This window comes from Streptomyces sp. NPDC053431 (assembly GCF_044544925.1).
Classification (GTDB): domain Bacteria; phylum Actinomycetota; class Actinomycetes; order Streptomycetales; family Streptomycetaceae; genus Streptomyces.
Window position 1 is genome coordinate 408,957 of the sequence record NZ_JBITXX010000005.1, and the last position, 26,290, is coordinate 435,246.

21 protein-coding genes and 1 pseudogene are annotated in these 26,290 nt (G+C 73.0%); 9 read left to right on the forward strand and 13 right to left on the reverse strand.

The features are described from left to right. Positions 1 to 9: 9 nt before the first annotated feature. From ACIGXE_RS16465 to ACIGXE_RS16475, 3 genes are read right to left on the reverse strand one after another with little or no spacing between them, the layout of a single operon-like run. Positions 10 to 813 (reverse strand): metal ABC transporter solute-binding protein, Zn/Mn family, encoded by an 804-nt coding sequence (locus ACIGXE_RS16465; protein WP_399747771.1) that lies wholly within the window; start codon positions 811 to 813, stop codon positions 10 to 12. Further along, the gene (locus ACIGXE_RS16470; protein ID WP_399747773.1) at positions 762 to 1,640 is read right to left on the reverse strand and encodes a metal ABC transporter permease; all 879 of its coding nucleotides are present in this window, start codon (positions 1,638 to 1,640) and stop codon (positions 762 to 764) included. Before ACIGXE_RS16470 ends, ACIGXE_RS16465 begins: the two co-directional genes overlap by 52 nt. After that, positions 1,637 to 2,272: a metal ABC transporter ATP-binding protein gene (locus ACIGXE_RS16475; RefSeq protein WP_399747775.1), complete on the reverse strand. Its 636-nt coding sequence runs from the start codon at positions 2,270 to 2,272 to the stop codon at positions 1,637 to 1,639. The genes ACIGXE_RS16470 and ACIGXE_RS16475 overlap by 4 nt, the downstream gene beginning before the upstream one ends. Before the next feature lie 258 nt (positions 2,273 to 2,530). Here ACIGXE_RS16475 and ACIGXE_RS16480 point away from each other — a divergent pair, with 258 nt between their 5' ends. Continuing rightward, complete coding sequence (locus ACIGXE_RS16480) at positions 2,531 to 4,696, forward strand: SpoIIE family protein phosphatase (protein WP_399747777.1); 2,166 nt, start codon at positions 2,531 to 2,533, stop codon at positions 4,694 to 4,696. 163 nt (positions 4,697 to 4,859) lie between these two features. Here ACIGXE_RS16480 and ACIGXE_RS16485 read toward each other — a convergent pair whose 3' ends face one another. After that, on the reverse strand, positions 4,860 to 5,864 hold the full coding sequence (locus tag ACIGXE_RS16485; protein ID WP_399747779.1) for a GlxA family transcriptional regulator: 1,005 nt from the start codon (positions 5,862 to 5,864) through the stop codon (positions 4,860 to 4,862). A gap of 118 nt (positions 5,865 to 5,982) precedes the next feature. Between ACIGXE_RS16485 and ACIGXE_RS16490 the strand changes: the two genes are divergently transcribed. The 3 genes from ACIGXE_RS16490 (at position 5,983) to ACIGXE_RS16500 (ending at position 8,281) form a co-directional block, all read left to right on the forward strand. Further along, positions 5,983 to 7,023 carry a DUF4440 domain-containing protein gene (locus tag ACIGXE_RS16490; protein WP_399747781.1) on the forward strand — a complete coding sequence of 347 codons (1,041 nt, stop codon included), beginning with the start codon at positions 5,983 to 5,985 and terminating at the stop codon, positions 7,021 to 7,023. Positions 7,024 to 7,106: 83 nt separating this feature from the next. Continuing rightward, positions 7,107 to 7,703, forward strand: a complete 597-nt coding sequence (locus ACIGXE_RS16495; RefSeq protein WP_399747783.1) for a DUF2165 domain-containing protein — start codon at positions 7,107 to 7,109, stop codon at positions 7,701 to 7,703. A gap of 128 nt (positions 7,704 to 7,831) precedes the next feature. Then, a complete protein-coding gene (locus tag ACIGXE_RS16500; protein ID WP_399747785.1) occupies positions 7,832 to 8,281 on the forward strand; it encodes an SRPBCC family protein in 450 nt (149 codons plus the stop codon). 79 nt (positions 8,282 to 8,360) lie between these two features. Here ACIGXE_RS16500 and ACIGXE_RS16505 read toward each other — a convergent pair whose 3' ends face one another. Further along, the gene (locus ACIGXE_RS16505; protein WP_399747787.1) at positions 8,361 to 8,753 is read right to left on the reverse strand and encodes a hypothetical protein; all 393 of its coding nucleotides are present in this window, start codon (positions 8,751 to 8,753) and stop codon (positions 8,361 to 8,363) included. 180 nt (positions 8,754 to 8,933) lie between these two features. On the opposite strand from ACIGXE_RS16505, the gene ACIGXE_RS16510 reads away from it, so the two are divergent. The 4 genes and pseudogenes from ACIGXE_RS16510 (at position 8,934) to ACIGXE_RS16525 (ending at position 12,007) form a co-directional block, all read left to right on the forward strand. Continuing rightward, entirely contained in the window at positions 8,934 to 9,539 is a 606-nt protein-coding gene (locus ACIGXE_RS16510) for a dihydrofolate reductase family protein (protein ID WP_399747789.1), read from the forward strand. Between the two features lie 410 nt (positions 9,540 to 9,949). Then, a complete protein-coding gene (locus tag ACIGXE_RS16515; protein ID WP_399747791.1) occupies positions 9,950 to 10,315 on the forward strand; it encodes a helix-turn-helix transcriptional regulator in 366 nt (121 codons plus the stop codon). A 93-nt stretch (positions 10,316 to 10,408) separates the two neighbouring features. Then, positions 10,409 to 10,768, forward strand: a pseudogene (locus tag ACIGXE_RS16520) (STAS domain-containing protein); the annotation flags it as partial. Positions 10,769 to 10,825: 57 nt separating this feature from the next. Beyond that, positions 10,826 to 12,007, forward strand: a complete 1,182-nt coding sequence (locus tag ACIGXE_RS16525; protein WP_399747856.1) for a PP2C family protein-serine/threonine phosphatase — start codon at positions 10,826 to 10,828, stop codon at positions 12,005 to 12,007. A 180-nt stretch (positions 12,008 to 12,187) separates the two neighbouring features. Here ACIGXE_RS16525 and ACIGXE_RS16530 read toward each other — a convergent pair whose 3' ends face one another. The 5 genes from ACIGXE_RS16530 to ACIGXE_RS16550 form a co-directional block, all read right to left on the reverse strand. Next, on the reverse strand, positions 12,188 to 13,462 hold the full coding sequence (locus tag ACIGXE_RS16530) for an ABC transporter substrate-binding protein (RefSeq protein WP_399747793.1): 1,275 nt from the start codon (positions 13,460 to 13,462) through the stop codon (positions 12,188 to 12,190). Then, entirely contained in the window at positions 13,459 to 14,562 is a 1,104-nt protein-coding gene (locus ACIGXE_RS16535; protein WP_399747795.1) for a branched-chain amino acid ABC transporter permease, read from the reverse strand. Before ACIGXE_RS16535 ends, ACIGXE_RS16530 begins: the two co-directional genes overlap by 4 nt. Then, positions 14,555 to 15,445: a branched-chain amino acid ABC transporter permease gene (locus ACIGXE_RS16540; protein WP_399747797.1), complete on the reverse strand. Its 891-nt coding sequence runs from the start codon at positions 15,443 to 15,445 to the stop codon at positions 14,555 to 14,557. The genes ACIGXE_RS16535 and ACIGXE_RS16540 overlap by 8 nt, the downstream gene beginning before the upstream one ends. Continuing rightward, positions 15,442 to 16,230: an ABC transporter ATP-binding protein gene (locus ACIGXE_RS16545; protein WP_399747858.1), complete on the reverse strand. Its 789-nt coding sequence runs from the start codon at positions 16,228 to 16,230 to the stop codon at positions 15,442 to 15,444. The genes ACIGXE_RS16540 and ACIGXE_RS16545 overlap by 4 nt, the downstream gene beginning before the upstream one ends. 299 nt (positions 16,231 to 16,529) lie before the next feature. Further along, positions 16,530 to 17,348 (reverse strand): ABC transporter ATP-binding protein, encoded by an 819-nt coding sequence (locus tag ACIGXE_RS16550; RefSeq protein WP_399747799.1) that lies wholly within the window; start codon positions 17,346 to 17,348, stop codon positions 16,530 to 16,532. Positions 17,349 to 17,527: 179 nt separating this feature from the next. Between ACIGXE_RS16550 and ACIGXE_RS16555 the strand changes: the two genes are divergently transcribed. Next, a complete protein-coding gene (locus ACIGXE_RS16555; RefSeq protein ID WP_399747800.1) occupies positions 17,528 to 18,727 on the forward strand; it encodes a PucR family transcriptional regulator in 1,200 nt (399 codons plus the stop codon). Positions 18,728 to 19,040: 313 nt separating this feature from the next. On the opposite strand, the gene ACIGXE_RS16560 is transcribed toward ACIGXE_RS16555, so the two are convergent. The 3 genes from ACIGXE_RS16560 to ACIGXE_RS16570 all read right to left on the reverse strand — a co-directional run bounded on the left by ACIGXE_RS16560 (position 19,041) and on the right by ACIGXE_RS16570 (position 26,095). Then, positions 19,041 to 21,905, reverse strand: a complete 2,865-nt coding sequence (locus tag ACIGXE_RS16560) for a LuxR C-terminal-related transcriptional regulator (protein ID WP_399747802.1) — start codon at positions 21,903 to 21,905, stop codon at positions 19,041 to 19,043. 315 nt (positions 21,906 to 22,220) lie between these two features. Next, positions 22,221 to 23,075 (reverse strand): alpha/beta hydrolase family protein, encoded by an 855-nt coding sequence (locus ACIGXE_RS16565; RefSeq protein ID WP_399747860.1) that lies wholly within the window; start codon positions 23,073 to 23,075, stop codon positions 22,221 to 22,223. Positions 23,076 to 23,533: 458 nt separating this feature from the next. Further along, complete coding sequence (locus ACIGXE_RS16570) at positions 23,534 to 26,095, reverse strand: GH32 C-terminal domain-containing protein (RefSeq protein ID WP_399747804.1); 2,562 nt, start codon at positions 26,093 to 26,095, stop codon at positions 23,534 to 23,536. Between the last annotated feature and the right edge of the window lie 195 nt (positions 26,096 to 26,290).

Below are 26,290 nucleotides of genomic sequence, written 5' to 3' on the forward strand. Positions count from 1 at the left end.
TGTTCGGGCTCAGTCCATGGCCTTCTTCAACTCGGCCGCCGCATTGCGGTACACCGCCAGGAGATCCAGGTCCTCGCCCGGGTAGTTGACGATCTCGACCTGCTCGGCGCCGGAATCGGGCAGGACCGTGCCCGTCGACATGTGGGCGTTGTCGAGGACGAACGCGGGCTTCTTCGCCGACAGCGAGGCGAGCCGGGCGGGTGTGACCGGCTCGGGGCCGTACGTGCCGACCGTCGTGGCGCCCGCGAGTGCGGCCGCCCAGGTCGTGAAGACCTGGGCGACGACGGCCGGGCTCTTCCCGCCCGGCCAGGCGGCCTTGAGCTCGCCGTTCAGCTTCGCGACCTCGCCGTCGAGGCGGGTCTTCCACCGGGCGGCGGCGTCCTTCGTCCCGAACAGACCGCCCAGGCGCGCCACTTCGGCGCCGGCCTTCGCCGGGTCGTTGTCGAGGTTCACCTCGACCAGCTTCGCCTTGGAGCCGGCCGCCTCCTTGATCTTCGGAGCGTACGGCTCGAACGGCGCGTACAGCACGAAGTCCGCGTTCGCGATCGCTGCCAGGTCCGAGGGCTTCGGGTCGTAGTCGGGGGCGTGGTGGACGGACTGCGGCACGATCACCGTGACGTCCTCGGCCCCGGCGGCCTTGGCGAAGGCGCCCTCCCAGGTGGTCGTCGCGACGACCACCGGCGTGTGGTTCCGGTGCTCGGCGGTGGCGGGGGAGGAGGTGTCCTCGCCCCCGCACCCGGTGAGCAGCGGCAGGGCCGCGCTCAGTGCGACGAGGGAAGCGATGCGGGTGGTGCGGACGCGGGTGCGCGCCATGAGCCGGTTCTCCGTTCGGGGATGAGATGCGCGGCGAGGACCACGGTCCCCGCCGTCAGGACGAGGACCGGGCCCGGAGGCCAGTCCAGCCATAGGGCCAGGAGGAAACCCGTCGCATCGACGCCGACGCCGATGCCGACCGCCCACCGGATGATCGACCACAGCGAGCGGCCGAGGCGGCGGGCGGCCAGCGCCGGCAGCAGCGTCAGGGCGTCGACGAGGAGTGCGCCGGTCAGCTTGATGGCCCCGGCGACCGCGACGGCGACGAGTACGAGAAGCGCGGTGGTGAGGAAACGGACGGGCACGCCCGAGCACTGGGCGAGCTCCCGGTCGTACAACAGCAGCGCCACCTCACGGCGCCGCCACCGGAACAACGCCGGCACGACCACGGCGAGTGCGCCGAGCACCAGGAGATCGGTCGTGCCGACCGAGAGGATCGACCCCCAGAGGAGAGCGAAGGCGCCCGAGGCGTTGACGCCGGAGACGGCGAGGAGGAGGAGCGCGGCGGCGATGGCAAGGCTCATCAGCAGGCCCATCGCCCCCGAGAGGCCGGCCGGGGTCCGGGCCAGCGGGGCGACTCCCGCCCCCGACAGGGCGCAGGCCACGAGCGCGCACAGCATCGGATCGAGGCCGGTGAGAAGGCCGACGGCGATGCCCAGCAGTGCCACGTGCATCATCGCGAACCGCACCGGCATGATGTCGAGGCCGACGATCACCACGCCGATCACCGGCAGCCCGACGGCCGCCAGGAGCAGGGCCACCCCTGCCCGCTGGACGGGCACGAGCTGGAGCATGGCGCCGAGATCGGCGGCCGCGAGCGCGCTCACCGCACCTCCCGCAGCCGGCCGGCGGCCATCTCCAGGACCCGGTCGCACCGTTCCGCCAGCGCCCGGTCATGGGTCACGACCACGAGCGTGACCGGCAACGCGGTCAGCACGTCGGCCGCCTCCGCCTGCCCTTCGAAGTCGAGGGCGGCCGTCGGCTCGTCGGCGAGGAGCACCTGAGCGCCCGCCGCGACACAACCGATCGCCCTCGCCAGATACATCCGCTGCAACTGCCCACCGGACAAGGTGCCCACGGGCCTCGCGGCCAGGGCACCGACCCCGAGCCGTTCCGCGGCCTCCGCCGCCTCGCCCGGCGCCCCACTGCTCGCCAGGAGCTCGTCCCCGCGCAGCGGGAACCGCCCGGCGGCCGGCTTCTGCGGGATCCAGGCACACGACCGGCGCCGCCACGCCCACTCCGCGGCCGAGCGCGCCCCGCGCCCGCCGACCTCGATGCTGCCGCTCACCTGCCGGTGCAGCCCGAGCACCGCACGCAGCAGCGTCGTCTTCCCGGACCCGTTCGTCCCGGTCAGCGCGACCCGCTCACCGGCGGCGATCTCCAGATCCACCCGGGCCACGGCTTCGCTGCGACCATGCCGACAGGCGACTCCGCGCATGCGTATGTCCAGTCCGCCCATCCTCTGCCTTTCGCCGCCGTGCTGGTGCGGTGAAGGAGTCGTACGGGAAGGACGCCGAGTTCCCACGCCACGGCGAGAACATCGGAGCGGCGCGGGCCGATGTGCTCTCTGATCACCACTCCAGGAACAGGAGTCCCGGATGCACCACAGGCGGTTACTCCACGTCACCACCACCCTCGGCGCCCCGGGCGCCCTCGTGGGCACGGCCGCCGCTCAGGACAGGGGGCGCATGATCGGGGCGTTCCGTAGGCTCGTCCTATGAGGCCTGATGCCGAAGAGTTCCTCTGTCGTCTCGCCCGGGAGTTCAGGCCTCGGGTGCAGCAGGCGGCCGACGGGCTGCTCCAGGTCGTGCTCAGGGAGCTCCCCGCACTGTCGGAGCACGACGACCTGGTGGCGCGGGCGCTGGAGGAGGGCGTCGCGCATGTCTCCACGTTCCTGGACGTGCTGGAGCGGCGTCTCGACGTCGCGGATGTGAAGGCGCCGGAGGTCGCCCTGGAGGTCGGCCGCCAGCTGGCACGGCGTGGCGTATCGGTCAGCGACTCCCTGCGCGCGTACCGACTCGGCCACCTGCTCCTCATGCAGCAGCTGCAGGAGGAAGCCGCCCGCCTCTCCAGCGACTGGGAGCTGATCAACGCCGCGACGACCAAGCTGGTCTCCACGGCGTTCGAGTACGTGGACCGCGCTTCGGAGCACATCGTGGCCGTGTACCAGAGGGAGCGAGACCTGTTGCTGCAGCGGCGCCTGATCCTCGCCAACGAAGCGAGCAAGCGGATCGGGACGACGCTGGACACCGTGCGTACGGCCGAAGAACTCGCCGAGGTCGGCACCGACGGGTTCGCCGACGTCGTCATCGTCGATCTGCTCTGCTCCGTTCTTCACGAAGAGCAGAGCCGGTCGGGGCACGACGCACAGGCTCTTCGGCGCATCGTCGAGCGGTCGGCGCTCGACGACCTCCCCGTCTCCGCAGTCGGCACGGACGAGGTCGTCACCTATCCCACGGGGTCGGAACCGGCTCGTGCGCTGGCCACCGGACAGGCTCTCCTGCACCGCCTGCCGCCGGTGCCAGGCGCCCCCGCGCGACAGGAGTCACGGGGTCCCACGCCCGTCCCTGACGCCGGTTCCGTGTTGTTGCTGCCGTTGCGGGCTCGCGGGACCACGCTGGGCCTCACCCAGTTCTTCCGTCGCCGGCCGACGCCTCCTTTCGAGGAGGACGACCTGCTGCTGGCCCAGGAGATCGCGGACAGGGCCGCGGTGTCCATCGACAACGCACGCCGGTACGCCCATGAGCGGGACACGGCCCTCACACTCCAGCGCAGCCTGCTGCCCCAGGGCACGGTGAAACAGTCCGCGGTCGAGGCGGCGTCCCGCTACCTGCCCAGTGGCATGCGCGAGGGCGTGGGCGGCGACTGGTACGACGTGATTCCCCTGTCCGGGGCACGCGTCGCCCTGGTGGTGGGCGACGTCGTCGGGCACGGTATCCACGCCGCGGCCACGATGGGGCGGCTGCGGACGGCTGTCCGTGCCTTCGCGGATATCGACCTGATGCCCGACGAGCTGCTCACGCATCTGGACGACGTGGTCATCCGTCTCGGGCGCGAGGAGGAGCGGCGGGACGGAGAGACCGGCGCCACCTGTCTGTACGCGGTCTACGACCCCGTCTCGCGGCTGTGCTCGGTGGCCAGCGCGGGGCACCCACTGCCGGTGGTGGCGCAGCCCTCGCCCACCGGAGGCGACGGTCCGGCCTCCCGGTCGGCGGACCTCCTGGACGTGCCGGTCGGCCCCCCGCTCGGGCTGGGGGGCTTCCCCTTCGAGACGGCACAGTTCGAACTGGCGGAGGGCAGCCTGCTCGCCCTGTACACCGACGGCCTCGTCGCGCATTCCGGCCGCGACGTGGATTCCTCCCTGACGATGCTGCGCGACGTCCTCGGTCACGGGTCCGGCTTGCCGGAGGAGGTCTGCGACCGGCTCCTCGCCACGCTGCTCCCCACACGTCCGGCTGACGACGTGGCCCTTCTCGTGGCGCGTACCCGGGCGCTCGACCACGACCACGTCGCCGTCCTGGACCTTCCCGCCGACCCCGCGGCCGTGTCCCGGGCGCGTCGTTTCACCTCCGGCAAGCTGGCCGACTGGGGACTGGAAGAGCTGTCCTTCCCCACGGAGCTGGTGGTCAGCGAGCTGGTGACGAACGCGATCCGGTACGGCAAAAGCCCCATCCAGCTGCGGCTGATTCTTCAGGACACACTGACGTGCGAGGTCTGGGACGCCAGCATCACCGCTCCTCATATGCGTCGCGCGCGGACTTTCGACGAGGGCGGGCGCGGCCTGCTGCTGGTCGCGCAGTTCGCCGGGCGCTGGGGCGCCCGGTACCACCGGGAGGGGAAAGTGATCTGGGCCGAACAAACCCTCCCCTCCGGGGCGCGATAGCGGCCCGCGTCGAGCTCGCGCATGTCGCGCCGCAGCGGCTCTACGTCGACCCCGCAGTGGCTCTACGTCGACCCCGCCGCGAGAGAAGCGGCGAGCTTCGCGACCACCGGGGTGGAGCCGGCCGGGGAGTCGGCGCCAAAAGGCCGGTGTGTCGGAGTCAGCGTCAAGAGGCCGTTGTTGCGGAGTCAGCGTCAAGGGGCCGGTGTGGCGGGGGTGAAGGGGAGCGGAAGGCGGTCCGGTAGGCCTGCGGCGAGATGCCGGTTCGGCGGGCGAAGTGCCGGCGGAAGGTCGAAGGGGCGCCGAACCCGGTTTCGGTGGCGATGCGCTCGACGGGGACGGCCGTGGTCTCGAGGAGTTCCTGGGCGCGGTGGACGCGGGCTCGCAGCAGCCACTGGAGCGGTGTGGTGCCGGTCTGGGCGCGGAAGTGGCGGTTGAGGCTCCGTACGCTCATCGCGCCGTGGCGGGCGATGTCGTCCAGGGTCAGCTGCTCGTGCAGGTGCGCCTCCATCCAGCGCATGACCGGCTGGAGGGCGGTGTCCGGGCCGTCGGGGTCGGGGTGCTCGATGAACTGACTCTGGCCTCCGTCGCGTTGGAGGGGCATGACGGTGCGGCGGGCGGTGGTGGCGGCGAGTGCCGCTCCCAGGTCGCGGCGGACGAGGTGGAGGCACAGGTCGAGGGCGGCGGCGACTCCGGCGGAGGTGATCAGGGGGCCGTTGTCGATGTAGAGGCAGCTGCCGTCGACGTCGACGGCCGGGTGCCGGTCGGCGAGTTCGCCGGCGTACTGCCAGTGGGTGGTCGCGCGGTGGCCGTCGAGCAGGCCGGTGGCCGCGAGAGTGAAGGCGCCGACGCACACGGACGCGAGCCTGGCGCCGCTCCCCGCCGCCGCGCGTAGGGCCCCGACCACCGTGGCGGGCGGGTCGTCCAGGAAGCCCGCGTGCCCGGGTATGACGACGGTGTCCGCCTCGGCCAGAGCCTCCAGGCCCCAGTCGGTGGCGATGTGGAAGCCGCCGTACGCGGCGGGGGTCGTCACCTGCCGGCCCGGAGAGCAGACCCTGACCTCGTAGTGGGTGCGGCCGCAGGCCTCGTTGGCCGTGCCGAAGACCTGGCCGGGGACGGAGAGTTCGAACGGTACGACGCCGTCCAGTGCGAGTACCGCGACAACAGTCATGGCCAGAAGCTAGCGGAGGGCGGCATTGCAGCCACTGGTGGGGGTGCGTCCGGGGCAACAGGATCGAGGCATCCGCCACGGCGCCCGCCGTGGACCGACCCGCGAGGAGCCGATTCCTTTGACGTCCCGTTCGACCCAGACGTACGCCGGCTTCGATCTGCCCGGTACCGACCTCGCCGTGGCCGCACTGCGGTACGCCGAGGAGCTGACCGAGCCCTACGTCTTCCGGCACAGCGTCCGCGGCTACCTGTTCGGCCGCGCCCTCGCCGTGCGGCAGGGGCTGGACCCGGATGCCGACTACAACGACGAGCTGGTCTTCGTCGCGAGCGTGCTCCACGACATCGGGCTGTCGGAGGAGGGGAACGGCGACCAGCGCTTCGAGGTGGACGGTGCGGATCTGGCCGCCCGGTTCCTGCGCGCGTACGGGGTGCCCGAGGCCGACGTCGCGCTCGTGTGGGACGCCATCGCTCTGCACACCTCCGACCAGATCGCCGCGCGCAAGGGGCCGGAGGTCGCGCTCTGCCAGGCCGGTATCGCCGCGGACATCCTCGGCCAGGGCCGCACCGAGCTGCCCGAGGGCTTCGCGGACCGCGTGCACACGGCGTTCCCCCGCGAGAACCTGGCCTACGCCCTGACCGGCGCGATCGTGGCGCAGGCACAGGACAACCCGCTCAAGGCGGGTCCGTTGTCCTTCCCCGGCGGACTGCTGCGCCGCCACCTGCCGCCGCGGGCCATGCCCGACTGGTACGACCTCATCGCCGACGCGGGCTGGGGCGACCGGCCCACGCCCGGGGACTCGGACGCCGCGCGGAGTCCGCAGGAGCTGGGCGAACTGTTCGTCCGTCACCTGACCGCCGGCGACCTGGACCGACTCGCCGCACTCTACGAGCCCGGAGCCCTGCTCGTCTCCGCGTCGGGGACCACGGCCACCGGCGCCGAGTCCGTACGCGAGAGCCTGCGGCAGTACGTCGAGGACGGCGTACGGATCGGCCTTGAACCGCGGCGCGTCCACGAGACCGGGGATCTCGCACTGCTGTCGTCCGTCGCGACCGTCGACGCCCCCGGCCGGCCTCGGATGACGACGACCACCACCGAGGTCGCCCGTAGGCAGCCCGACGGACGCTGGCTGTACGTCGTGCACGGCGGTGCGTGGGAATGAGGCTGGAAGGCCGTGCGGGTGGGGAAGGGGGACGGTACGACCCGCGGTCCGAGCTCCGCGGGACGACGAGGGAGGACACATCCATGGCACAGGCCCACCCGCCGACCGGCACCGAGTCCGGCGCACCTTCCCCGGGAACGGCCCGGGCCACCCGGCGGAGCCGGCTCCTCCGGCTGGGTGCGCCGCCCGTCGCGGCGACCGCGCTGACGGCGACCGTAGCGGTCTGCATGACCCTGGTCGCCTTCGGGAACATCACGGACTTCGGGACCAACCAGCAGTTCGTCCAGCATGTCCTGAGCATGGACACCACGTTCAGGGACCCCGATCTGATGTGGCGTGCGATCGAATCCCGCACCCTCCAGAACGCCGCCTACGTCGCCGTCATCGTCTGGGAGACACTGGCCGCGGTGGTGCTCCTCGCCGCCGCCTGGCTCTGGATCACGGGACTGCGCCGAGACGCGTACGACCGTGCACGGGCGGCGAGCACCCTGGGTCTGGTGATGGTGCTGCTGCTCTTCGGGATGGGCTTCCTCGCGATCGGCGGCGAGTGGTTCGCCATGTGGCAGTCGTCCGACTGGAACGGTCTGGACGCCGCGGGCCGCAACGTCGCGCTGGCCGCCTTCACGCTCCTCGTGGTGCATCTGCCCGGTGTGCGCCGGGCGGATGCCGAACGCACCTGACGCGCCCTGCGCCGCCCTCGACGCCGTCGAGCCCGTGACGGCCCGCGGCAGCCCCGCGTCGGGTTGCCGGTGCCAGGCCGGGATGGGTCCCTGGAGGGGACATCGCAACGCGTGGAGGCGGGTGGCGCATGGGCATCGACGTGACCGCGGAACGGGTCATCCCGCTGCCCTGCGAACGGGTCGCGGCCTACGCCATGGACTGGCGCCATGATCCGGAGTGGACACAGGGCATCCGTACGGCGGAACTGACCCGCCCGGCAGACGGGGGCGGCTTCGGGCTCGGTGCCGAGGTGACCCGGACCGCGTACTTCCTGGGACGGCGCATCGACTACGTGCTGCGCGTCGCAGGCCACGAGCCGGGGCGGCTGCTGGACATGGTGTCCGTCGCGGGCCCGATGCCGATGCACGTCACGTACACCTTCACCCCGGCCCCGGACGGCGGCACCCTGGCCCGCATCCGCGTACGGGGCGACGCTTCCGGCCTGTACGGCCTCGCGGCGCCGCTCATGGGGCGCAAGGTGCGGTCTTCGCTGGTCAAGGACCTACGGGACCTGGAACGGCGGCTGAGCGGGGTGTAGCGCGGCAGGGCGGCGGACGCGGGCTGGTTCGGGTCGCCGCCGTCCCCCCTCCCGGGCCTTGCGGCGAGGCCGTCCCCGGTCATGTACGGCGGTCGCTTCGGTGGCGTCGGCGCCGTGATCTCCACCGGGCGAAGAGCTCACCGGGCGTGCGGGCCGGTGGTGTGCGTTCCACCGGCCCTCGCTCCTGCCGGGTGAGAGCCAGGCGGGGCATCAGGTACCGCCCGCCGTCCGTCTCCAGCACGCACAGGGGGACGTCGTCCGGCTCGTCGAGGTGGCCGATCCTGATGACCATCCGCCTGGGCGGAAGGCCGGGGATCTCCCCTTCCAGAACAGCGGCATGGTGGCTCGACGTGCCGGCCACCGCGACGGTCTTCCCGTCGACCCAGACTTCCGCGTGCCGGCGCCGCGGGTCGTGCAGGACAGTGATCGAGTGACCGTCCTGATCCAGGTGGTAGCGGTGGTGGCCGGTCATCTCAGCCTCCCCGAATGGTCCTGTTACCAGCGTAGAACGCCGAGCCTGGCCGCCGGACAGCGAATTCTCGCCGAGCTCATCGGCTGCAGGTCATGAGTTTTCCGGTCACTTCACAGCGCGCCCGACGAGTTTGTGGCTCCCGGCCGGTCCAAGCTGGTGACACCTAGGAAGGACACCGCCATGTCGGAGCTTCTCGTCGACTTCATCACGTCCCTCGACGGCTACGCATCGGGAGAGGGATGGCCCGGGTTCTGGGGCCTCGAGGGCCCGGAGTACCTCGCATGGCTGGGCGAGCAGCCCGAGGTCACCTACCTGATGGGAGCGAACACCTACCGCCTGATGTCGGGGTTCGCCGCAGGCGAGGTCCCGAAGGGCCAGGACGAGTTCAGGCCCGAGGAAGAGGCGGCCGTCGACGCGCTCACGCAGGCCTCCAAGGTGGTGTTCTCCTCCTCGCTCGAGGAGCCACTGACGTGGGCCAACTGCACGCTCGTCCGAGACGACGCCGTCGAGGCGGTCCGCGCCATGAAGTCGAGTGGCTCGGGGCTCCTCAGCACGATCGGCAGCCTCAGCCTGTGCCGGTCCCTGCTGCGGGCCGGACTCGTCGACCGCTTCCGGGTCGTGATGTTCCCGGTGATCACCGGGGCCACGGGCGCAGAACGCATTTACGACGGCTATCCGGATGTGGCCCTGGAGATGATCGACCACCGCACCTTCGACGGCCGCACCCAGCTGGTCGAGTACAAGCCCCGCGTACTCGAGCACCCGCCGCTCGGCGCCCCCGGGTGACGTCCCCCGTCGTCACCGGACCGGGACGCCCCTGACCGAACAACACGGTCGTCCAGCGGCGCCGACTACGAGGCTCCGTCGCATCCGGTCGCCATGCGCGCCGTTTCACCCTGGAAAGGGATGGTTTGCGGCGCAATTCCGCGGGCAGGTGGGCGGGAGCGTCGTCGTCTGCGGAACCCCCCCCGAGTCGTGGACGGCGGCGACGGGCTCGCGCCGCCTGCGCTTCTTCCCCTTCTCGCAGGCGGCGCTGTCCATGGTCGGCGGTGCTCAGGCAGGCTTCCGCCGCCCCCGCACCGGCACAGCGGGATACGGACGGTCGTCGAGGCCGGTTCGGGCGTGAGTCGGCGTGCGTCGCGTGATCGCGGATTCCTGTCTGGTGAGGCCGGAATCGCGAATCGTATAATTCGGACATGGAACAGGTTGGGCCTCGGACCAGCTGGACGTTCGTCACGCACCACGCCCGGATCCTCGCCATGATCCTCGGTGATCCGGAGGTCCGGCTGCGTGACCTGGCCGACAGTTGCGGCCTGACGGAACGGGCGGCCGGGGCCATCGTCGGTGATCTGGAGAACGCCGGCTACCTCACGCGGGTCCGCCACGGCCGCCGTAACCACTACGAGGTCACGCCCGGGACCCTCTTCCGGCATCCGGCCGAGGGACACCACGAGGTCGCGGACCTCCTGCACCTGCTGGTCGACCTCAGCCCCCGGTCCGTGGCGACGGGCCTCCTCCCGACGGACGGTGACCTCCGTGAGCGCGAACCGCGCGGCAGCTGACCCGCGCCCCGGTGCCGCAACCCGGTGCCGCAACCCGGTGCCGCCGCCTGACCAGGCCCTTCCCGAGTTCCGGGGTTGTGAAGGGAGCAGGCCATGACATCTCTGCCGGACCGTCTGCCCTTCGCGGCGGAGCACATCAGCGGCACCCTGCGGCCGTCCGTCGTCGCCGTGGCCTTCGAGCCGGGACCGCGGCGGGTGCTGGCCCGGGTGCGCGGCGAGATCGACATGGAAGACGGCACCGGTCTGCGCCACGAGCTCATCGCGGCGCTGGGCGCCGGCCGCGACGGCCTCGATGTGGACCTGGCCGAGGTCACCTTCTGCGACACCACCGGCCTGCACATCCTCCTGGACCTGGACGAGCTGGCCCGGCAAGCGGGCAAGTCACTCGTACTGACCGCGCTGAGTCGGCCGGTCGCCCGCCTGCTGCACGTGACGGGGATGCAGGATGTGCTGACCGTGCGCGCCCGGACCGTACCTGCCCGGCGGGCGAGAGAACTCGTGGAGGCGGCTGTGGGGCGTGACCGGATCGGGCTGGGCGAGGTGCTGGAAGCAGCGGAGAGCGCCGCGCCGGTGCGCTCCCTCGATGTCGTGGCCCGCAACCTCCGTGACCGGTTCGACGCCCGCCTGGTGTCCTTCCTGTTCGTCGACATCGTCGGCCGGCGCCTGCTGCGCGTCCATGACACGGCCGCCGAGCAGGGACAGCAGCCCGCCGAGCAGGTCCCCCTCGCCGGCAGCAGCATCTACGACGACGTCCTGCGCCGCCAGGAGGTGGTGGTGACGTCGGACGGCCAGGACGGGCACCGGGTGCTCGCCCCGGTCACCAACCGCGGCGACACCATCGGCGTCCTGGAGCTCTTCCTCACCCAGGTCACGCCCGACGTACGCGCCCAGGTCCAGGAGGCCGCGCACGCCCTCGCGTACATCATCGTCACCGACCGTCGCTTCACCGACCTCTACCACTGGGGCAACCGCACCGGCCCCGTCAGCCTTTCCGCCGAGATCCAGCGCCAGCTCCTGCCCTCCGCCTCCTGCTGCCAGGCCCCCGAGTTCACCCTGGCCGGCGCACTGGTCCCGGCCTCCGACATCGCCGGCGACAGCTACGACTACAGCCTCGACACCCACACCCTGCACCTGTCGATCACCGACGCCATGGGCCACGACGTGGCCGCCTCCCTCATGGCCACCCTCCTGGTGAACGCCTCACGCGGCGCCCGCCGCGCCGGAGGCGACCTCCAGGAACAGGCCCGCCAGACCCACCAGGCCCTCCTCGACCACGGCCGCCACAGCATCGCCACCGGACAACTCCTGCGCATCGCTCTGGACGGCACTCATGCCCAACTCGTCAACGCCGGCCACCCCTGGCCGTTCCTGCTGCGTGAGGGCACCGTCACCGAGCTGCCCCTGGCCGTCAACCTGCCCTTCGGGCTTCCCCAGCAGGGCCTCTACCAGGTGCAGGACCTCGACCTGCGCCCCGGTGACCGCCTCCTGCTGCACACCGACGGCATGCAGGAGCGCGACGCCGCGGCCGTCGACCTGCCCGGCCTCCTGCACAAGACCGCATCCGAGCATCCCCGCGAGGTGGTGCGCGCCATGGTCGGTGCGGTCAACGACGCCTACGGCGGCCGCCCGCCCAAGGACGACGCCACCGTCCTGTGCCTGGACTGGCACGGCCCCCACGGACCCGGCCGGTGACAGGCTCGCACTGACGGGCGCGGGGCGGCGGCGGGCCGGGACCGCCGCCGCGACCCGGTCTCTGTCGTGCCCGCGGCGCCCGGGGGCGGGCGTTCCGCCGGGCGGCGCCCGCCCGGCAGAACGAAGAGGTCGGGCGCCGCGGTGGTCCGTGCTCAACCGTCCGTGCTCAACCGTCCCTGCTCAGCCGCTCTTCGGGGCGAAGCCCTTCGCCGCCTCGGAGACGAACGGATCGCGGACGGTGCGCATGCCGCCCGGGACGGACTTGTCCGGCTGGATGATGACGGACTCGCGTGAGGACGGCGCCTTCGGATCGCTGAAGTCATGCGTCCCGAACCCGGCGTCGTACGCGTTCAGGGTCAGCAGGGCCTTGTCGATGCCCTCCCGGGTGAGGTCCTTGGCGGCGCAGGCCCTCTTCAGCGCCTCCCCGTAGACGCTCGCCGCCGTCCAGCCGGCCACGATGCCGTTGTCGAGGCCGTCGTTCGGGTACGCGGCCCTGTAGTCGGCGACGAGCTTCTTCGCGGCCGGGGTGTCGGCGCCGATCGGGAGGCTCGGAGAGGCGAACCAGTACATCTTCTCCAGCGCCGGTCCCGCCTGGGTGCCCAGCAGCTGCGGCGCGAAGGCCGAGTTGTTGCCGATGACCGGCACCAGGAACTTCGCCGCCGCCGCGACACCGACCAGCGAGGCGGCCTGCCGCGGGCCCGCGCTGATGACGACGCCCTTGACGCCCGCCTGCTTCAACGCCGCCACCTGCGCCGACATGTCGTTGTCGGTCGGCTTGATCTTCTGCTCCACGACCGTCAGCCCCGCCTTCCCGGCCGCGAACTTCGAACCCGCCAGCGCGTTCTCGCCGTAGTCGCCCTCGAAGTAGACGTGGCCCAGCTTGTCGCCCGCCTTCAGTCCCTTCTCCTTCACCAGGAAGTCGACGGCGTTGATCGTCTCGATGTCGTAGGTGGAGCCGAGGACGCGGATGTACGGGGAGCCGAGCAGCGAGGCCGACCAGGCCTGCGGCAGCACCAGTCCCTTGTCCCGGCCGTCGACGCGCTGCTTCACGGCGGCGACGAACGGAGAACCGATGAACTGCATGTATCCGACGACCTTCGGCTCCAGCTCGGTGTAGGCGGAGAGCGCCTTCTGCGGGTCGTAGCCGTGATCGCGGACCGTCAGCTCCAGCTGTCGGCCGCAGACCCCGCCGGCCGCGTTGACCTGCTTCACATACAGCTGCTGAGCCTGCGTGACGCTCTTGCCGAGCGTGGCGTACACGCCCGTCATGTCGGTCAGCGCACCGACCGCGATGGTCGTGGCGGAGACGCCTGTGCCGGTCTTCACGCCGTCCGCTCCGGTGTCCGGCCCGTCGCCGGACCTGGCCTTGGAGCTGCAGCCGGCGGCGGTCAGCGCGACGAGGGCGGCGGCGAGCGCGAGGGCCGTCGTTCTCGAGGCCTGGCGTCGGTGGGTCATGATTCCTCCCCGGAGGAGTGCGAGGGTCGGGCGGTTCGCCCGCGGGGCCCGGCGGTGAGCCGGACCAGGCCGCCGGGCAGGAAGAGCACCACGGCGACGACGGCGGCGCCGTAGAGGTAGCGGGAGGCCTCACCCGGTGCGATCCCGCCCGTCCCGGGGGCGGAGACCAGGGGAAGCGCGTCGCTGTACCGGTTGAGGAGCTGCGGCAGCAGGGAGACGAAGACGGCCCCCACCACCGCCCCGGCGACCGAACCGAGACCGCCGATGACGATCATGGCCAGGTATTCGAGGGAGAGCAGCATGCCGAAGTACTCCGGCACGGTGCGCTGGAAGACCAGCGCGAGCAGCACCCCCGCCAGCCCCGCGTACATGGACGACAGGACGAAGACGGCGGCGCGGTAGCGGGCCACGGGGACGCCCATGACACCGGCGGCGATCCGGTGGTCCCGGATCGCGTTCATGGCTCGGCCGGGGCGGCCGCGGAGGACGCCGCGGGCGAACAGAACGCTCGCGAGCAGGAGAACGAGACCCAGGTACCAGAGCTTCTCGGCGGAACCGAACGGGACCTGGGCGACCAGCAGTTCGCTGTCGTCGAAGGTGAGCCCGAAGAGGTCGAGCGGGGGCACGGCGCGGCCGTTGAAGCCACCGGTGAGATCGTGGGCGTTGAACAGGACGTGCTGTCCGATGAAGATCAGCGCGAGGGTCGCGATGCCGAGGTAGGCGCCCCGCAGCCGGCCGGCGATGGGGCTGAACGCCCCGCCGGCCGCGCCCGCGAGGACGACGGCGAGGACCGCCGCGAGCCAGCCGGGCAGGCCCAGTCCGGTGAGCCCGTCCGTCCCGTCCCCGGCGAAGGCGCAGTAGCCGTACGCGCCCACGGCGAGGAAGAAGGCGTGGCCCATCGAGAGCTGGCCGGTGGCTCCGGTCAACAGGTTGAGGCCGAGGGCGCCGATCGCGGCGGCCATGGCGAAGAGCCCGGCCTGGAGCCAGAACCGGTCCAGGTAGAAGGGGAAGGCGACGAGCACGAGCCCGGCGGCGGCCCACCCGTACACGCGGGGCCGGGCGAGGACGGTCGCGCCACGGCGGGGAAGCGCTTCAGACACGGGACAGCTCCTTCGTGCCGAAGAGTCCGGCGGGGCGGAGGAGCAGGACCGCGACCATCACCAGGTACGGGGCGAGGTCGCCGATGCCGCGGCCGAGGAAGGTCAGATCGCCCTGGTAGCCGGTGGTGAGGGACTCGGTGACCCCCACCAGCAGGCCGCCGACGAGGGCGCCGGTGGTGGAGTCGAGACCGCCGAGGATGGCGGCCGGGAAGGCCTTCATCGCTGCGAGGGAGGTGGTCCGTTCCAGGCCCGGCGTCGGGAAGACGGTCAGGAAGAGCGCGGCGACGGCGGCGAGGCCGCCGGCCACCGCCCAGGCGCCGAGCGAGACCCGGCCGAGCCGGATACCCATGAGCGCGGCGGTCTCCTGGTTCTCGGCCGCGGCGCGCATGGCGACGCCCCAGGAGGTGTGGCGGAAGGCGAGCAGGAAGGCGGTGATGAGCAGTCCGGCGGTGAGGAAGGCCGCGATGCGGGTCTGCGCCAGGGTCACCGGCCCGATGGTGACGACGGCGTCGCCCCACGGGTCGCCGGGCGACAGGATGTCGGTGCCGATGCGGCGGGTCAGTTCGGTGGCCAGCAGGATGTCGACGCCGATGGTGACGATGGCGAGGACGCTCTGGTCGGAGCCGCGGTAGCGGCGCATGACGAGGAACTCGACGGCGGCCCCGACCAGCGCCGCGCCACCGATCCCGGCCAGCAGAGCCGGCCAGAAGCCGATGCTCTCGTGGAGCACGGCGGTCACGTAGCCGCCCGCGAGAAGCAGGGAGGCGTGGGCGAAGTTGACGACCTCGGTGGCGCGGAAGATCACCACGAAACCGAGCGCGATGAGAGCGTAGACGGATCCCAGCGAGACGCCGTTGAGCAGGAGTTCGACGAAGGTGCTCACCCGGAGGTCTCCTCTCCGAGATAGGCGCGGACGACCGCGGGGTCGTTCTGGACGTCGCCGGGAGCGCCGTCGGCGATCCGGCGGCCGAAGTCGAGGACGGTGACGGCGTCGGCCAGCCGCATCACCACCCCCATGTCGTGCTCGACGAGAACGATGGAGATCCCGAGGCTGTCGCGGACGCCGGCGATGACGGCGGCGGTACGGCGGCGCTCGTCGGCGGTCATCCCGGCCACGGGTTCGTCGAGGAGCAGCAGCGTGGGCTCCATGCAGAGGGCGCGGGCCAGTTCGGCGAGCTTCTGCTGCCCGTAGGGGAGGGATCCGGCGGGCTGTGCGAGCTGCTGCTCCAGGCCGACGAAAGCGGCGATCTCGCGGACGCGCGCACGGTGGTGGGCTTCCTCGCGGGCGGCGGAGGGCAGCCGCAGCCCGGCGGCGAGGAAGCCGGTACGGGTGAGCCGGTGACGGCCGAGCATCAGGCTGTCCTCGACGGTGGCGCGCGGCGGGAGCGCGAGGTTCTGGAAGATGCGGGCGACGCCGAGTCCGGCGATCTTGTGCGGAGGCAGGGAGGTGAGTTCGTGCGGGCCGAACCGGACGCTTCCCGAGGTCGCCCGGTAGACGCCGGAGAGCACGTTGAAGCAGGTGGACTTGCCGGCCCCGTTGGGGCCGATGACGGCGTGCACGGTGCCGGGGCGGACGGTGAACGAGACCCCGTCGAGGGCGGTGAGCCCCGCGAAGCGGACGGTGACGTCACGGACGTCGAGAGCGGGGACGGGGGAGGGATCCTTCAAGGAGGCGGGCCTTTCGGGGACGGGGGCCTCCGGGGAGGCGGTTGCGGTCGACCGCTCGGGCGCGGGGGCGTCCGCGGCGGGGGCCACCGCGGACCGGGTGTCGGTGGTGGGGGCGGCTGCGGACCGGGTGTCGGTGGTGGGGGCGGCTGCGGACCGGGTGTCCGTGGTGGGGGCGGCTGCGGACCGGGTGTCCGTGGCGGGGGCCGCTGCGGACCCGGCGTCCGCGGCGGCGCTCTCGCCGGGTGCGGCGCGAGGCTCTGCCGGACCACCGTGGTCCGGGCCCCGAGGAGCGGGCTCGCTCACCGGATCTCCTCCCAGCGGGCGAGCCGGGGGTGCGCCACGACGGCGTCCGACGCGTCCGCGTCCGCGGCCTCGTCGACGACGCCCAGGTAGCGGCGCCGCACCTCGTCGGAGGCGGCGAGTTCGGCGGCCGGGCCGGAGAGGGCGACCTCGCCGACCTCCAGGACGTACGCCCGGTCGGCGAGCCGCAGCGCGAGCGCCGCGTTCTGCTCGACGAGGAGGACGGCGGTACCCTGCGCGTTGATCTCGCGGATCGTGTCGCCGATCCGGGCCGCCATGAGCGGGGCGAGGCCCAGCGAGGGCTCGTCGAGGAGGAGCAGCTTCGGCGAGGCCATCAGCGCGCGTCCGACGGCGAGCATCTGCTGCTCACCGCCGGACAGCAGTCCGGCGCGCTGGTGGGACCGCTCGGCGAGCACGGGGAAGAGTTCGTGGACCCGTCGCAAGGCCGACGCCTTCGCCCCCCGGTCTCCCGGCGCGCCGAGCGCCCCCGCCCGCAGGTTGTCCTCCACGGTCATCCGGGCGAAGACCTGCCGCCCTTCCGGCACCTGGGAGACCCCGGCGGCGACGACCCGGTCCGGCGCGAGCCCGCCGATCGGCCGCCCGCCGAAGGTGACGGTGCCGGAGGTGACGGCCCCGCCGTGGAACGACAGTGTGCGCGAGACGGCCCGCAGCAGAGTGGACTTCCCCGCACCGTTGCCGCCGAGAACGGTGACGACCGCGCCCTCCGGCACGGTGAGCGACACCCGCCGCAGTGCGCGTACCGGTCCGTATCCCGCCGACAGGTCCGTGACCTCGAGGGCGATTCCGGTCCCTCCCATGGTTCCCCTTCCGTGGCCCGTTCAGTGGCGCTCACCCCAGCACCGCGGTGACCGCCCGTCCACGGCCGACGGCCGAAACGCTGCCGATGCCCAGCGACCCCCGGTACGGGTTGTGCACGCGTACAACACCGCGTGTCAGGGGCCTGTCGGGAAGGGGGTGGGGGTGGCATCCTCCGGGCATGGGACGGCGCAGACCACGGACCGGCGATGACTGGAAGCTGCTGGCCGAGGCGTGTACGGCGCTTCTGGAGCGGCTGCCCGAGCTGGTGGACGAGCACCTGAGAGAACTGCAGGAGTACGAACCGGCGTACGGCCGGATCGTGCCGCACGACCAGCACTGGCGTGAGGCCCACGAGGCGCTGCGGATCGGGATCGAGATGATCTCGGCACCGCGGGATTCGCCGCGGCGGGACCTGGAGCACGCCGACGAGATGGGGCGGCGGCGTGCGGAGCAGGGGATGCCGCTGGAGCTGGTGGTGCACGCCTACCGGCACGCCGGTCACCTCGTGTGGGAGGCGCTGGTCGAGGACGCGGCGGCGTACCCGTCGAGGCTGGCGGTGCTGACCCAGTCGGCGACCATGGTCTGGCAGGCGGTGGACGCGCAGGCGGACACCGCGTCGGAGGCGTACCGGGCGACGGAACGGGAGCTGCGGCGCCGTACCGACGAGCAGCTCCAGGCGCTCCTCGACGCACTGCTCCAGGGCCGGTGTTCGCCGGAGGCGACCTCGCGGGCGGCGGCCGGCCTGGACCTGCCGGAGCACGGCCGGTACGCGGTGGTGGTGCTGCGGCACGACCGGCGGGAGGCCCCCGAGCCCTTCCACCGGCGGGTGCAGGGGGCGGGCGCGCGGTTCCTGTGGCGGATGGGCGCGGACTGCGAGATCGGGGTGGTGTCGCTCGCGGAGAGCATCGGCCTGGACGCGCTGTCCGAACTGCTCGACGGGCGCTGCCCGGGACCCGGAGGGATCAGCCCGGTGGTGACGGGGCTGGCGGAGCTGGGACGAGCCCGCAGGCTCGCGGAGCTGGCGCTGCGGACCAGCCCGCCGGACTCACGGCAGATCGTCCGGCTGGACCGCCGGATGGCGGGCGCCCTGGTCGTCGGACAACCGGAGCTGGCCGGCCTTCTGGTGACGGACGTCCTGGGCAGCCTGCTGGAACTGGACCCGGCCGACCGCGCGATCCTGCTGGAGACCCTGGACGTCTGGCTGGAGTGCGAGGGCTCGGCGGGCCGGGCGGCGGCCCGGCTCTACTGCCACCGCAACACGGTCTTCAACCGGCTGCGCCGCCTGGAGCAACTGACGTCCCGGTCGTTGTCCCGGCCGAGGGACCTCACGGAGATGACGCTGGCCCTGGACGCCTTCCGGCTGACGGCTTCGGCCTGACGGCCTTTGCCGGCGGCCTTTGCCTGGCGGCCTCGGTCTGACGGCCTCGTGAGGCCAGGGCCTCGTTCAGGGCGTCGGGCTGCTGCCGCCGCATGTGCAAGGGTGTCGCCGGTCGCCGGGCTGCTGTCGTCGCCCGCGCCCGGCTCTCCCCGTCCGCGCCCGGCTCTCGCAGCCCGCGGCCCGGCTCTCCCTCCCGCGCCCCGGCTCTCCCCGCCCGCGCCGGGCCGCAGCCGCACGCGGGTCGGGCCGGCGGCCGCGGCGGCAACTGGGGTGGCGGCAGCAGAGGATCGGACGCTCCCCGGGCTCCGCCAGGTCACCGGTCGGAGTGGAGGCCGTCCCTCGGGCCACGGGACAGCAGCCCCGAGAGTTCGACGCGGGAGCGGACGCCCAGCCGGGCGAAGACGTTCCGCAGGTGGTGGTCGACCGTACGGGGACTCAGCGACAGCCGGTGGGCGATCTCGTGGTTCGTCGCCCCCGCCGCCGCGAGCCCGGCGATGCGCTGCTGCTGTGGGGTCAGCTCGCCCGCCGCACCGGGGGCGTTCCTCCTGCCCACGGCACCTCCGGTGGCCCGCAGTTCGGCCCGTGCCTGGTCGGCCCACACCCCGGCCGCCGCGCGCTCGAAGGTGACCAGTGCGTCGCTGAGCGGGCCCCGGGCCTCGACGAGTCGTCTGCGGCGGCGGAGCCACTTGCCGTACGCGAGGAGGGTCCGGGCCCGTTCGAAGTCGTTGCCGCTCTCCTCGTGGTGCCGCACCGCCTCCCGGTACCAGTCCGCCGAGGCATCCCCTCCGGCCAACAGTGCCCGGCAGCGGGCCAGTTGGGCGGGCGCCTGGGCGTCGAGGCCGAGCCTCGCCCAGACCGCGAACTCCTCGGCCGCCGCACCGGCCTCGGCCTCGCGGCCTGCCGCGCAGGCGGCTTCGACGAAGCAGGGCACGACGAGCATCCGCAGGGCGAAGTGACCGCCGCGTGGCCCCTTCCCGACCAGGGGAGCGAGACGCGCCGCGGCCTGCGCGGCGAGCCCGCCCGCCAGTTCGGCCCGGGCGATCGACCACTCGGCCAGCGTCGTCGCCTGCACGAGGCCGTGTGCTCGGGCGGTCACGAGCGCCCGGCCCGCGTGCTCCACGACGGCCGGGGCGTCGCCCCGGACGGAGGCCGCCAGGGCCAGGACCGCGTGCTGGTGGGCGGCCGCGTTGCGTTGCCCGGTGAACTCCGCCGCACGGAGCCCCTCCCTCGCGTGTGCGGCGGCGCGCTCGTGCTGCCCGGCCCGCAACTCGGCGTAGGCCAGGTGCTCGAGGACCCGGGGCAGCAGCGCGGTCCCGGCCGTGGCGCGCACCGTGGCCAGGGCACGGGCATGCACGCGTACGGCGGCGGGGGCGTCCCCCAGGACCAGGGCGGCGGCCCCCGCGCGCAACAGGCGGCGCGGTTCGTCGGACGCGCCGTCGCGCGTCACGACCCGGGCCAGCGGTGCACGTGCCTCCTCCAGCCGCACCGCGAGCGCGGCGCGCATTCCGACGCGGAAGTCCCGTTCCACCGCGTCCGCCTCCGCCTCCGCCTCCGCGCCGGCTTCGGCGAAGGCTCCGGTGCGTTCACCGCCGGGGTCGCCCCCGCCGAGAGCGATGGCGCAGGCCTCCGGGTCACCGGCCGCCCACGCCGCCTCCATGGCGAGGAACCGCGCGTTCGAGGCCTCCTCGGGCGCCCCCTCGCGCAGCAGCGAGGCGGCGAGGAGCAGTACCTGATGGGCGTCTCCGACCGGACCGTCGGCCAGTACGGCCTGCCCGCGGGCGAGTTCGGCCCTTCCCCGCCGCACCATACCGGGCAGCGCCCGTGCGTCCTCCGGCGCCCGGAACTCGCCGTTCGGCTCGCCCACGCCCCCTGGCGCCCGGAACCGATCGGACCGGTGGCCGGCGCCGCGGGCCGGATCGACCTCCGCCCGGGAACCGGGAACGCCGGCCGGCGGGGGTTTCGCCGACGCTCCGGGACGGGGCGGCGCGGCGGACATCCCGGCACCGGGCGCGGCAGGAAGCGGCGTACGCACCGCGGCGACCTGCCCCTGCGTGGCTTCCTCCCCGGCCGCCGGGCCGCCTCCGCCACCGGGTAGGGGTCCGGCGGGCGGGACGAAGAGGGCGTGCAGTTCCCGGCGCCGAGACGGTGGCACGGTACCCAGGACCGCGCGCCGCAGGAAGGGGTCGTCGAACCGGAGTGCTTCCCGGGTCCCGCGCAGGAGCCCGTCGGCGACCAGCCGGTCGAGCGCCTCGGGCGACGCGCGTACGGCACGGGCCACCGCCAGGACCGCGTCCGCGCGAACCGGCCGCACGGGCGGCGGGCTCCCCGGGCGTACGGCGTCAGACGCCCCGGCCGCAGGATCCGGCCGCCCCGTGTCGGGACGCGGCTCCCCGGCGACGGCCACCAGGGTCAGCACCCGCCCGCACTCCGCCGGCAGGGAGCCGAGGAGCCCTCGGTACACCTCGGCCAGCGAGGCGTCGTCGGTGACCGGACCCGAGGGGCCGGCTCCGCCCTTCGGGTCGGCGGACACACGAGCGGCCGTCGCCGCCAGGACACCGGGATGGCCAGCGGCCTCGTCGAGCAGGCGCGCGCGGAAGGACGCCGTCATGGGCACCCGGCACACGTCGTCGAGCAGGCTCTCCGCTCCCTCGCGGCTCAGCCGCCCCAGGGACAGCAGCCGGGCACCCGGCACCTCGGGGGGCCGGTGATACGCGGCGAACGAGACGACCCACGCCCACGGTCCGGTGTTCCCGCGCCAGGCCGCGTCGAGCGCGGTGCGGGAATGGGCGTCCCAGAGGTGGTGGTCGTCCAGGCAGAGCAGCAGCGGCTCGCCAGGACACAGGGCCGCCAGCGCGCCGGGTACGCCGCCGGGGCCACGGGCCGCCCGCAGGGCACGGCGCGCTGCCGAGGGGGTGGGGGCGAGGGCGGACACGACGGCGCGTACGCCGCTCCAGGGGACGCGGTTGCCGCCGGGCGCGGCCACCCGGTGGGCCCGGATCCGGGAGTCCCGTACGGCCTGGTCCAGCAGTGCGGTCCGACCGGTGCCCGGGCCCCCGGTGAGCAGCAGGACGGCGCCCGTCCCCTCGGCGGCCCGCGCCGACAGCCCCGCCACGGCGGCGAGTTCGGAGGTACGGTCGTACAGCCGCGGAGCAGCGGCGACCCTCGACGCTCCACTCACGCCGTCACGGTACTGGCCGGTAAGAGGTGGGGAAAGAGGGAGGCGTTGGGCCGGGGTCCATACCTCGGGCCGGCCCGCTGTGCCCGCTGACAACCTGAGCGGTCCGGGGTCGGGCGATCCGAGGGGAGCGGGCCCGCACGGACTGTCGGGAGCGGAACGCGGCCGAACGGCCGGCCGCGAGGTCCTCGCCCCACCCGCGGCGAGGACCCCGGGCGACGGCCGGTCCGGAGGCCCTCGCCCCACCCTCGACGAGGACCCCGGGCAACGGTCGGCGGCGAGGCCCTCGCCCCACCCGAGGCGAGGACCTCGGGTACGTCAGGAGCCGAGCGGGCAGGTGCCCCTGTACTCCTCGATCGTCAGGCTCGGCCGGGGCAGGGGGCAGAGGAACTGCTCGTAACGGGTGTCGTCGTCGATGAACCGCTTCAACCAGGAGATGCTGTACTTCGCGATCGTCGTGTCGGAGCTGTTGGGGGTGAAGTGGGTGGCCCCGTTGAGCTCCAGGTAGGCCTTGTCCAGTGAGGCCGGCAGGCTCTCGTAGAACGGCTCCGAGTGGGTGGCGACCGGGGCGATCGTGTCGCCGTCGGCGCCCACGATCAGGGTGGGGGTGCTGATCTCGGGCCAGGTCTTGTCGGTGTTCCAGGCGGTGAGCGGGATGGCGGCCTTGAGCGAGGGCCGGCTCTTCGCGGCTTCCAGGGTGCCTCCGCCGCCCATCGAGTGGCCCATGACGCCCAGCCGCGAGGCGTCGACGCGGCTGCGGACCGAGCTGCGCTGGGTCAGGTAGTCGAGTGCCGCGAGGAGTTGACGGCCCCGGCTGTCCGGCTGGTCGAGAGTGGTGAGGGTGTCGATCGTGAAGACGACGAAGCCCTGCGAGGCGAGCCGCGGTCCGAGCCACGAGATCGAGGACTCGTACGCGGTGAAGCCGGGGGAGATCACCACGGCGCCGAACGTGCCGTCGCTCGTGGACGTGGGGTAGTAGATGGTGCCGCCGCCGAACCCGGTGACGGCGAGGGAGGAGACGCCGGTCTGGGAGACCGCGTAGGGCCCGCGGGCCGCCTCGATGGAGGCCGTGGTGGGCGCCGGGCCGCGCTGATAGGGATTGTCCGCGGTGGTGGCGGTGGTGGCGGCTGTGGCGGTGGCCGCGGGCGCGGCCAGGAAGGCCAGGGATGACAGGGCTGCGGCGGCGGCGATGTGTCGTTTCACGACGGAGTCGTCCTCTCGGGTCGTGTGCCGTCATGGCGTGGGGGCTGCGCGACGCCGACCGGAAGACGGCCGGCGCACCGGTGTGGACCGGCCCCGCCACTGTCGGGGCGAGGACAGCGGAAGGCATCGGCGAAATGACCGGTCACCGCTCCCGGACGTTCTGCCGCATGCCCGCCTTCCCCCGACTCCGCTGAGGAGCCGTCAGGTCGGCGTGGCGGGCGCTTCCTCCGAAGAGGAGGAAGGGCCCGCCGTCGCGGGCCCCGGGCGCCGGGCCCCGGCCCCGGGCCCGAGGCACGAGCCCGAGGCCCGCAGCGGCGCGCCATCCTCCGCCGACCTCACGGACGGGACGGGCGAGGCGTCAGATCCGCCGATCTCCGATGACCTTTCCGATGATCAGGCGGCTGTACGGTACGGACCCTCGCCGGTGTTCAGTCGCGGTACGACCGCAGCTGCCGGACCCGGGCGCTGTCCAGGTGGGCGGTGCCGCCCTCGGCGAAGAGCCGGACTCCTTCGCTGTCCGGGCTCGGGAAGATCTGGTCCGTGATCACGGCCTCGCCCTCGCCGCCGAACACCTCGACGGAGGACCAGTCGACCAGGACGCGGAGCTCGACCTTGCCGTTCCGGGGCGTGAGCGGTGCGCGCTGGACGCCGGGGAAGTCGTCGTGGAAGTCCACGGCACCCGACCGCGTCCGGTCGACGTACAGCTCCTGGGTCTCGGTGTCGTAGCCGATGACCGTCGTCTGCCCCTCGCCCGTGCGGACCGTGATGCCGAACCGCTCGGCGTCACCGGGGGAGAACGTGGCCCGGATGTCGAGCGCCTTGCCGTCGGCGCGGCCCCCTGCCAGGGGTGCGGAGCCTTCCGCGATGTCCACGTCGCGCACACTCACCGCGGCTCCGGCGTACAGCGACTCCACCGTGGACACCGGCTGCTGCGTGAGGCGGAGCCGGCCGTTCACGGTGCGCAGGGCCATCTCGCGCGGAATGCTCTGCGCGCTGCGCCAGGGGGAGGTCGGGATGTCGTTGCCGTACTGCCAGTTGTTCATCCAGCCGATCATGCGGCGCTTGCCGTCCGGGGCGTCCTCCCAGGAGCCCGCCGCGTAGTAGTCCTTGCCGTGGTCGACCCAGGAAGCGCGGCGGACGCTCGGGACCGCCGGCCGGTCGGCGGCGACGAAGTGGTCGGCGAGGACGTGGCCCCAGCCGGCCTGGTTCATGTCGACGATCTGGACGACGGCCTGCTTGCCCTGGTGGGCGCGGAGGTCGAAGGAGGCCCAGTCCAGGCTCCCGCTGTCCGCGCCGGTCACGCTCTGGACGACCTCGCCGTCGACGAGGAGGTTGACCGCCGTCTCCGTCGACCGGGGCCGTGCCGGGGTGTCGGACAGCATGACCTGGTCGAGCAGGATGTGCCCCCAGCCGCCGGTGTTCCGGTCGACGACCTCGATGTGCGCGGTCCTGCCGGCGAGGTCGCCGACGTCCCAGGAGGCCCAGTCGAGCGCTTCCGAGTCGGAGCCGGTGGCGCTGCGCACGATCTTGCCGTCGACGACGAGCCGGACGGCGGTGGGGGCGTCGGATCCGGAGGGGTGACGGCCGCCGCCGATGAGGAAGTTGACGTGCTTCGCGGTGAGGGTGAACTCGGGTGAGGTGAGGGTGCCGGTGGTCGCGTCGCCGTCGAGGAAGCTGTTCACCAGGCCGTCGCCGTCCTGGCCGGTCACCGGGTTCTGCCCCGGGAGCGTGCCGCGTGCCGGGCCGTTGCCGAAGGCGGTGCCGGTGGCGGTCCAGGAGCCGTAGCCGTCCTGCTCGAAGTCGGCGAGGACCTCGCCCGCCGGTGCGGGGGAGTCGCCCGTCAAGGAGCCGGGGACGTGCGGGTGCCGGCCGCCGGCCACCTTGAAGTTGAGATAGGCGCTGTCGACGGTGAAGGGCGGCGAGGTGAGGGTGCCGGTCTCGGCGTCACCGTGGTGGAGACTGTCGACGAACCCGTGGCCCTCGACCCCGCTCGTGCCCGACGTCCCGGGCGCGGGCGCGGGGACGGGTCCGTCGCCGAAGGCCGTGCCGGTCGTCCGCCAGGTGCCGTAGCCGGGCCCCTCGAAGTCCTGCACCACCACTCCGGGCGGAGGCGTGTAGGACCCGTCGTCGTCGGCCGTGAACCGCGTGCCGTCGAAGTCGCCCACGAAGTACTGGGCGCCCGAACCGCCGGCGATTCCACCGGGGTTGAGGTTGACGACGAGAACCCACTTGACGTGCTTGGGGTCGCCGTCGACGGGCAGCGGGAACAGGTCCGGGCACTCCCAGACCCCGCCCACCGCGTTCCGCGGGCCGAAGTCGCTCAGATGCGTCCAGTTCTTCAGGTCCTTGGACGAGTAGAACCGGACCTTGTGCTCGGCGGACAGCGAGACCGTCATCAGCCAGCTGCGGGTGGGGGCGTACCACTGGACCTTCGGGTCGCGGAAATCCTTCGACCCGATGTCGAGCACGGGGTTCCCGGCGTACTTGGTCCAGGTACGGCCGCGGTCGGTGCTGTACGCCAGGGACTGGGCCTGCCTGCCATCGTCCTTGGAGTGGCTGGTGTAGACGGCCACCATCGCGGGGTTCTCCTTGGTCCCGAACCCGGTGCTGTTGTCGCGGTCGACGACGGCGCTGCCGGAGAAGACCATCTCCTCGTCGTCGTGGGGGAGGGCGAGCGGGAGTTCCCGCCAGTGCACCAGGTCCCTGCTGACGGCGTGGCCCCAGGACATGTCGCCCCAGGTGTTGCCGTTCGGGTTGTACTGGTAGAAGAGGTGGTACTCGCCCTGGAACCAGACCAGTCCGTTGGGGTCGTTCATCCAGTTCTTCGCCGGGCTGAAGTGGAACTGGGGGCGGTACGTCTCCGTGTACGGCCGGGTGTCCTCCGCCGCCGCCCGCGGGGCGACGGCAGTGACGGCGAGTGCGCAGGTCGCGGCCGCGGCGGCGGCGACGAGGCGCAGCGGGACATGACGGTGTGCGGGGGCTCGGCTCATGGTTTCTCCTGCACTGGGGGCGGCGGCGTCGGGTCCGTGTCCGTCGCGGAGCTACGACGCCGGGGGATGCGCAGTGCCGGGCGGTGGGGGCGGCCCGGACGAGGATGTCATCGATGACATGTGACAGCGATGACATCCGTCGGGGAGTGATGATGTGGGCGCTCCGGGCCGCGCGTCAATGGCCCGGGCCGGGTT

Coding starts and splice junctions, on each gene's coding strand:
- ACIGXE_RS16555 (WP_399747800.1), top strand. CDS start 17,528: ATGGGACGGCGCAGACCACGGACCGGCGATGACTGGAAGCTGCTGGCC.
- ACIGXE_RS16475 (WP_399747775.1), bottom strand. CDS start 2,272: ATGGGCGGACTGGACATACGCATGCGCGGAGTCGCCTGTCGGCATGGT.
- ACIGXE_RS16515 (WP_399747791.1), top strand. CDS start 9,950: ATGGAACAGGTTGGGCCTCGGACCAGCTGGACGTTCGTCACGCACCAC.
- ACIGXE_RS16505 (WP_399747787.1), bottom strand. CDS start 8,753: ATGACCGGCCACCACCGCTACCACCTGGATCAGGACGGTCACTCGATC.
- ACIGXE_RS16465 (WP_399747771.1), bottom strand. CDS start 813: ATGGCGCGCACCCGCGTCCGCACCACCCGCATCGCTTCCCTCGTCGCA.
- ACIGXE_RS16550 (WP_399747799.1), bottom strand. CDS start 17,348: ATGGGAGGGACCGGAATCGCCCTCGAGGTCACGGACCTGTCGGCGGGA.
- ACIGXE_RS16480 (WP_399747777.1), top strand. CDS start 2,531: ATGAGGCCTGATGCCGAAGAGTTCCTCTGTCGTCTCGCCCGGGAGTTC.
- ACIGXE_RS16495 (WP_399747783.1), top strand. CDS start 7,107: ATGGCACAGGCCCACCCGCCGACCGGCACCGAGTCCGGCGCACCTTCC.
- ACIGXE_RS16510 (WP_399747789.1), top strand. CDS start 8,934: ATGTCGGAGCTTCTCGTCGACTTCATCACGTCCCTCGACGGCTACGCA.
- ACIGXE_RS16530 (WP_399747793.1), bottom strand. CDS start 13,462: ATGACCCACCGACGCCAGGCCTCGAGAACGACGGCCCTCGCGCTCGCC.
- ACIGXE_RS16485 (WP_399747779.1), bottom strand. CDS start 5,864: ATGACTGTTGTCGCGGTACTCGCACTGGACGGCGTCGTACCGTTCGAA.
- ACIGXE_RS16570 (WP_399747804.1), bottom strand. CDS start 26,095: ATGAGCCGAGCCCCCGCACACCGTCATGTCCCGCTGCGCCTCGTCGCC.
- ACIGXE_RS16500 (WP_399747785.1), top strand. CDS start 7,832: ATGGGCATCGACGTGACCGCGGAACGGGTCATCCCGCTGCCCTGCGAA.